Genomic DNA, 6,728 nt, shown 5'->3' with positions numbered 1-6,728 from the left:
GGCGCCGTCGGCGCGGCGGGGGACGCAGTCGCCCCGGCGTGGGTGAGCGTGCCCCAGCCCGGCAGGTCGTCGTTGCCGCCCTCGACGGCGCGGGCGCCGCCGGGGCCGCGGAAGACCGCGCGCTGGGTGTGCGGGGTGGCGAGGCCGCGCACGCCCGCGTAGTGCGCGTACGCCCGCTCGTAGATCGGTGGCAGGGTCCCGCGCGCCTTCTCCGACACCGCCGTCTTGAGGTACTTGCCGGTGCGGTCCAGGTCGGGGGAGAAGGGCACGGCGTCGCCGAGGTTGTAGCGGGCGGCGTACTCGACGTTCGCCAGGATGCGGTTGCCGTCGAAGCCCCACAGGTCGACGCCCTGGTTCCAGGCCACCTGGGCGGCGTCGCCGAGCAGGCCTACCGCGAGCTGCTCATGGCCCTGGTCACGGCCGCTCTCCTGGCCCTGGCCCGCGGCGGTGACGACGCGGTGCCGGACACTGCCGTTGCCCGCGCCGGCCGCCGCGTACCGCAGCGCGTCCTCGAAGAGCGTCGGCTCCTCGCAGAACACCCCGATGGCCAGGACGGTCTGGACCGCCGTGAGGTCCCAGTTGCCGTTGGCGTAGAGCATGTAGCCGGACACCGCCGGATACCAGACGCGCAGGAAGGACTCCTCGCAGCGCGCGACGGCCGCCGTGTCCCAGCCGTCGTAGCCGGTGTGCCGCAGCAGCTCGGCCGCGTTGACGAACAGGAACGCCTGGAGCCCGGCGCCGAGCGGGCCGTCCGTTCCCGTGATGGCGGTGAGTGAAGCCGACCAGGCGTCCAGGATGTCGCGGGCCTTGTCGGCGTGGGCGCGGTCGCCGGTGACACACCACATCAGCGCGTTCTGGTAGGCGGCGGCGGAGTCGGCGACGGCCTCGTTCATGAACCGGGCCGGACCGCGGCCCCAGGAGGTGATCTGGCCGGTGTTGCGCACGGTGTACGCGGACGAGGAGCGGGGGCTCGCGGCGAGCGCCGAGAAGCCGTCGTGGACCGGGGATTCCCCGGCGGCGACCGCGGCCTTCATCCGCGCCAGGTCGGCGGCGCCGTGCAGCAGCCCGGGGTGGGTGAAGGTCCGGCTCCCGCCGCGGTTCTCGGCGGCCCGCGCCACCCCGGGCACGGTCAGGGCGGTCGCCCCCGGCGCGAGCAGCAGGGCCGCGGCGCCGCCGAGGAAGCCCCGGCGGTTCGGTGCGGGGGCCGTCATGACGCGGCGGCCTCGGCGGCGGTGAGGAACCTGAGGTTCGTCACATGCTCGTTCACGTGCATGGGGACGAAGTCCGCGGCCGCGTACCAGGTCGGCTTCCGCATGCTGTCGGCGATGACCGTGCCGCCCACCACGAGGTTCTCGAAGGTCACGTGTCTGATGGCGTGCTCGGCGTCGTAGCCGAGCAGCAGACACGGGCTGCCGTGGGTGCCGCGGTAGCTGAGGTCCTTGACGTACACGTCCTCGATGCCGCGGCCGACCGAGGTGTTGTACTTCGTGTTGTACATGACCCGCAGGTGGATGAGCTGGCCCTGCCGGAAGTCCTCGACCCGGACGCCGTCGATGCGCACGTTCCTGATGAGGTTGCTGTCGCCCGCATTGAGGGCGATACAGCCCTGGTAGCCGGTCTGGGGTTCGCGGTGGTCACAGATGTCGAGGTTGCTGAAGGTCAGGTTCTCCAGCACCTCGGGCGCGTCGGAGTTGCCGTGCGTGCCCACGTTGATGGGGTGCGCCACGTCGGCCCACAGGGTGGAGTTCTTGACGGTGATGTTCCGGGTGTCGCCGTAGTAGTCCCAGCGGTGGGCGTAGATGGCCACGCAGTCGTCGGCGTTGCGCATGAAGACACCGTCGATCGTGACGTCGGAGCTGGAGAAGACGTCGATGCCGTCGCCGTTGCCCTTGGAACTGAAGGCGGCCATCCCGCTGAGGGTGATGTGCTCGGACTCGCCGATGGTGACGGCGTATCCGCCCGGGTTGAGCATCGTCACGGCGCCGACGGTGATGTGCTTCGACCCCTCGACGGTGGCGCCGCCGCCGGGCGCCGCGTGGATGACACCGCGTCCGGTGAGCCCCGCGTTCTCGACGTCCTTGAAGATCACCCGGGCCTTCAGGACGGCACCGCCGTCGAGGTGGACGGTCTTGCCCGACGGCACGGCCAGGGTGCCTGATGGGGTGGTGTGCACTCCGGGGCCGAAGTGGATGACGTCCGGATCGTCCGCGGCGGGGCGGTCCGTCTCCAGGGGGCGGGCGAGCAGATGCAGACAGTCGAAGATCCGGTCGTCGGCCTGGACGATGAGGTTGCGCGGCTCGGTGAGCCGGAACCGGGCCGTGTTTCCGCGCACCTCGGGAGTGATGCCGTACGAGTCGGGCCGGATCCGCACCGTCTCGACACCGCCCTTGAGGCAGGTCACCTCGATCTCGACGCCGCCCGAGAAGTCGAAGTACGCGAGCGTCGAGTTCTGCTGCCGACCGCTGCCGGTGGTGGTGTCGACGAGGTTCAGGGTGGCCAGATAGGTGCCGAGCCTGCGCCATCTGCCGCCGGGGGTACGGACCTTGACGGTGAAGCTGTCGGTCTTCACCGGGGCTCCCTCCGGCACCGGATAGGTGACGAGCCGTGCCGCGCCACCGGTCTCACCGGCCCGGGCGGCGGTGGCGGCAGTGGCGGTGGCGCCGGTCAGGCCCGCGGCGAGCACGGTGGCACCTGCCGCCTGAAGGGTGGCGCGACGGGACAAGGGTGGGTTCATGGCTGACTCCCTGCGCAGTGGAAAACGGAAAACGGTTACTGCGGCCACGTGGCCAGAGCTTCCGCCCGGTCCGGAAACGGAGTCAAGGGCCTGCGTGCACTTTCGAAAGGATCGGTCGCCCCGGTGGCGTACGGCCTGCCGATTGACCCGCCTCCCCGTCAGATCTACGTTAGAAGGCGTTTTCTGAAATCGTTTCCCCGGCGCCTCAGGAGAGTCATGCCCAGTGCCCAGCCGCCGAGAGCCGTGTTCGCCATGGACCCGGTGCACCTCCCGCTGCTCTTCCCGCCGCCGCTCATGGACCGGCTCCGGCAGGTGGCCGAGATCGACACCGCGCTCGTCGTACGGGACCCCACCGACCCCGCCGCCGCCCCCGCGCTGGCCCGGGCCGAGGTGCTGGTCACCGGCTGGGGCTGCCCCCGCCTCGACGCCGACGCCCTCGCCGCGGCGCCGAAGCTGCGCACCGTCCTGCACGCCGCGGGCTCCGTGCGCTCCCTGATCGGCGACGCCCTGTGGGACGGCGGCATCACCGTGTCCAGCGCGGTCACCGGCAACGCGCTGCCGGTCGCGGAATACACCCTCGCCATGATCCTGCTCGCGGGCAAGGACGCCCTCGCCCACCGTGAACGCTTCCGGGACACCCACGCCCACCCGACCCCCGCCGAGACCGCCGCCATCGGCAACCTCGGCCGCCGGGTGGGCGTCATCGGCGCCTCCCGGGTGGGCCGCCGACTCCTGGAACTGCTGCGGCCGTTCGACTTCTCCGTCTCGCTGTACGACCCCTACGTGGACGCCGCCGAGGCCGCCGCGCTCGGCGCCGAGCGGCTGCCGCTGGAGGAGCTGCTGCGCCGCAGCGACATCGTGAGCCTGCACGCCCCCGACATCCCCGAGACCCACCGCATGCTGGACCGCGCGAGACTCGCCCTCATCAGGGACGGCGGCGTCCTGATCAACACCTCCCGGGGCGCGCTGGTCGACACCCGGGCCCTCACCGACGAGCTGGTCGCGGGCCGTCTGAGCGCGGTGCTGGACGTCACCGACCCCGAACCGCTGCCCGCCGGATCCCCGCTGTACACGCTCCCCAACGTGTTCCTCACCCCGCACATCGCGGGCTCGCTCGGCAACGAGCTGGCCCGCCTCGGCCGCGTCGTCGCCGAGGAGCTCGAACGCGTGGCGGCGGGGCTGCCGTTGGCCCACGAGGTGCTCCATGCGGACCTGGCCCGCGTCGCCTGAGGCCCGCCCCGGCGGCCCGCCCCCGGGGAGTAACGATGGGATACGGTTTCCGCACCGGCGCAGGGCGGGGCCCGGCCCGTCCGATGGGGACGTCGCTACGGTGAAGGAGCCGCAACGGTGAGCGAGCGCAAGGCGTCGGGTGGCGCCGGACGGGCCACCATTCGCGACGTGGCGGAGCGCGCGGGCGTCTCCGTCGCCAGCGTCTCGCGCGTCCTGTCCGGCAACTATCCGGTGTCGGACGAGCTGCGCCGCCGGGTGATGAAGGTCGTACGGGACCTGGACTACGTCACCAACGCCCACGCCCGCTCGCTGGCCGGGGGCGGCACACCCACCGTGGCCATCCTCATCAACAACATCACCGGCGCCGCCTTCGCCCACGTGGCCAAGGGAGTCGAGGGCGCGGCCTCGCTGCGCGGCTGGCTCTCGCTGGTGGGCACCACCGGCGACGACCCGGAGCGGGAACTCGCGCTGGTGAACCTCATGCGCCAGCAGGGCGTCGCCGCGGTGGTCCTGCTCGGCGGCGCGTACGACTTCGACGAATACCAGCTGAGGATGGCCCGGTTCGCACGCTCCCTCGACGCGGCCGGATCACACCTCGTCCTGGTCGGCAGGCCGCCGCTGGAGGGCGACGTGGCGGCCACCACGGTCGACTACGACAACGAGGGCGGCGCCTACGCCATGGCCAGCCACCTGCTGTCCGCCGGGCACCGCCGGGTCCTCGTCCTGCCGGGCCACGCCGAACTCACCACGGCCCAGGGCCGGTTGCGGGGCGCCCGGCGGGCCTTCGAGGCGTACGGCGTCCCGTTCGACCCGGGCATGGTGCTCCACGGCCCCTACGACTACGGCCACGGCTACGACGCGGTCGAGGAGAGCCTGCGCCGCGAGCTGGACTTCACGGCGGTGCTGGCGGGGACCGACGTGGTCGCCGCGGGCGCCATGCAGGCCCTGCGCGGCGCCGGGCTCAGGGTCCCCGAGGACATCTCCATCGTCGGCTACGACGACATCCCGCTGGCCTCCCAGCTCACCCCGCAGCTGACGACCGTTCATGTGCCGTACGAGGAGATGGGCCGGGCCGCGCTGCGCGCGGTGGCCGACCGGCGCGAGGGCGGCGCGGGCCGCCGTGGGGGCGGCGACGGTGCCCATCTGGTGCTGGGCACCCATGTCGTCGTACGGAACTCCGTCCAGCCGCCGGCCCGCCGTTCCTGACCGCCGCGACGCGCCACGCGGCGCACCACCGCCGTAAACGTTTTCCGCAACTCATCGCGTCCCGCCTCTTGTCGAGCGCGCATCAACCGGCCTACCGTCCACAGCAACCGGTTACTACCGCTTTCCCTCCTTCGGCCTCCGCCCGCCGTTCCCGGCCACCACCGAGCCGCCGTCCTCGCGTTCCGAGAACGCCAACATCCAAAGGATCACGGTCAGATGGACTTCACCCTGCCCCGGAGAAGGTTCGCCCGCGCCGCCGTAGCGGGGCTCGCGCTGACAGGTCTGCTCTCCGCCTGCGGCGGATCCGGCTCCGGGGACCCCGGGGCCTCCGGGGACTCCGGCCCGGTCACCCTCACCTTCTGGGGATGGGCCAACGGCCACGGCGCCGTCGTCAAGGCGTTCAACGCGAGCCACCGGGACATCAAGCTGAAGTACGCCAAGGTCACCGATCAGCTGGCGATGCAGAAGCAGCTGACCAACGCCGTCAAGGCGGGCAACGCCCCCTGCCTGGTGCAGAACACCGCCGAGTACGTGACCACCCTGGTCTCCCAGGGGGTGCTCGCCGACATCACCCCGTACGTCGGATCGGCGAAGGACAGGTTCAACGCCGGTGCGTGGGCGGGCGCCGGGGTGCAGGGCAAGGTCTACGGCGTTCCCACCGGCTCCGCGCCCGCGTTCACCATCCTCCGCACCGACATCTTCCGGAAGTACGGCCTGAAACCGCCCGCGACCTGGGACGACTTCATCGCCGCAGGCAAGGTGCTGAAGAAGCACGGCATCCGCATCACCAACTACGCGGGTGAGGACCCGAGCACGCTCGAAGTCCTCGCGATGCAGGCAGGGGCGCACTGGTACGCCATCGACGGCAACGCCTGGCGGGTGAACTTCCAGGACTCCGGCACCCTCAAGGCGGCGAAGGTGATCCAGCAGATCATCGACAACGGTCTGAACTCCTCGCTCTCCTTCGCCGACTACGCGGCGGTCCAGCGCCACTACGACAACGGCCGCACCGCCACCCGGCAGATCTCCACCTGGCAGATGGCGGGCATGGTCCAGAACTTCACCAAGTCCAACGGCCGTTGGGCGCTGTCCCCCTGGCCCGCGTTCACCGGCGAGCCCGCCAGGACCCCGGCCGGGACCAATCAGAGCGGCGGGCTCACCCTGGTGACCGATCAGTGCGAGCATCCGAAGCAGGCCGCCGCCGCGGCGCTGTGGATGTCCACCGACCGCGGCCCCGTGTCCACCATGGCCAGCCCGGAGACGGGCAACGGCGTCATGCCCGCGCTCGCGGACGCCGCGTCGTACGCCGAGAAGTCGCTCTCCCCCAAGCTGCTCGGGAAGAACTACCGACCGGGCAAGAAGGTGGTCACCGACAGCCTGGACACCGTCACCACCGACTGGACCTTCGGTCCGAACTGGACCGCGATGTTCACCGAACTCCAGACCGGCTGGGCCAAGGTCCTCAACAAGCAGCAGAAGGTCACCGATCTGCTGGCCCATATGCAGAAGTGGACGGTGGCAGACCTGAAGTCCCGTGGCATCAGCGTCAAGAACTGAG

At 71.3% G+C, this 6,728-nt stretch carries 5 protein-coding genes; 3 read left to right on the top strand and 2 right to left on the bottom strand.

The features are described from left to right. Nucleotides 1-1,211 (bottom strand): alginate lyase family protein (locus EEJ42_RS28575; RefSeq protein ID WP_184503315.1); only part of this gene is annotated, 1,211 nt, incomplete at its 3' end. Beyond that, a complete protein-coding gene (locus EEJ42_RS28570) occupies nt 1,208-2,734 on the bottom strand; it encodes a glycosyl hydrolase family 28 protein (RefSeq protein WP_123104379.1) in 1,527 nt (508 codons plus the stop codon). The genes EEJ42_RS28575 and EEJ42_RS28570, both read right to left, overlap by 4 nt. A 216-nt stretch (nt 2,735-2,950) precedes the next feature. Here EEJ42_RS28570 and EEJ42_RS28565 point away from each other — a divergent pair, with 216 nt between their 5' ends. From EEJ42_RS28565 to EEJ42_RS28555, 3 genes are all read left to right on the top strand, one after another. Beyond that, complete coding sequence (locus tag EEJ42_RS28565) at nt 2,951-3,964, top strand: hydroxyacid dehydrogenase (RefSeq protein WP_184503314.1); 1,014 nt, start codon at nt 2,951-2,953, stop codon at nt 3,962-3,964. A 117-nt stretch (nt 3,965-4,081) separates the two neighbouring features. Further along, nucleotides 4,082-5,170 (top strand): LacI family DNA-binding transcriptional regulator, encoded by a 1,089-nt coding sequence (locus EEJ42_RS28560; RefSeq protein ID WP_123104375.1) that lies wholly within the window; start codon nt 4,082-4,084, stop codon nt 5,168-5,170. A gap of 216 nt (nt 5,171-5,386) precedes the next feature. Further along, entirely contained in the window at nt 5,387-6,727 is a 1,341-nt protein-coding gene (locus EEJ42_RS28555) for an ABC transporter substrate-binding protein (RefSeq protein ID WP_123104373.1), read from the top strand. The last annotated feature ends 1 nt before the right edge of the window (nt 6,728 follow it).

Origin of the sequence: Streptomyces botrytidirepellens, from assembly GCF_003721215.1 — a bacterium.
In the GTDB taxonomy this organism is placed as follows: domain Bacteria; phylum Actinomycetota; class Actinomycetes; order Streptomycetales; family Streptomycetaceae; genus Streptomyces; species Streptomyces himastatinicus.
This window is presented reverse-complemented; position numbering and strand designations above follow the sequence as displayed.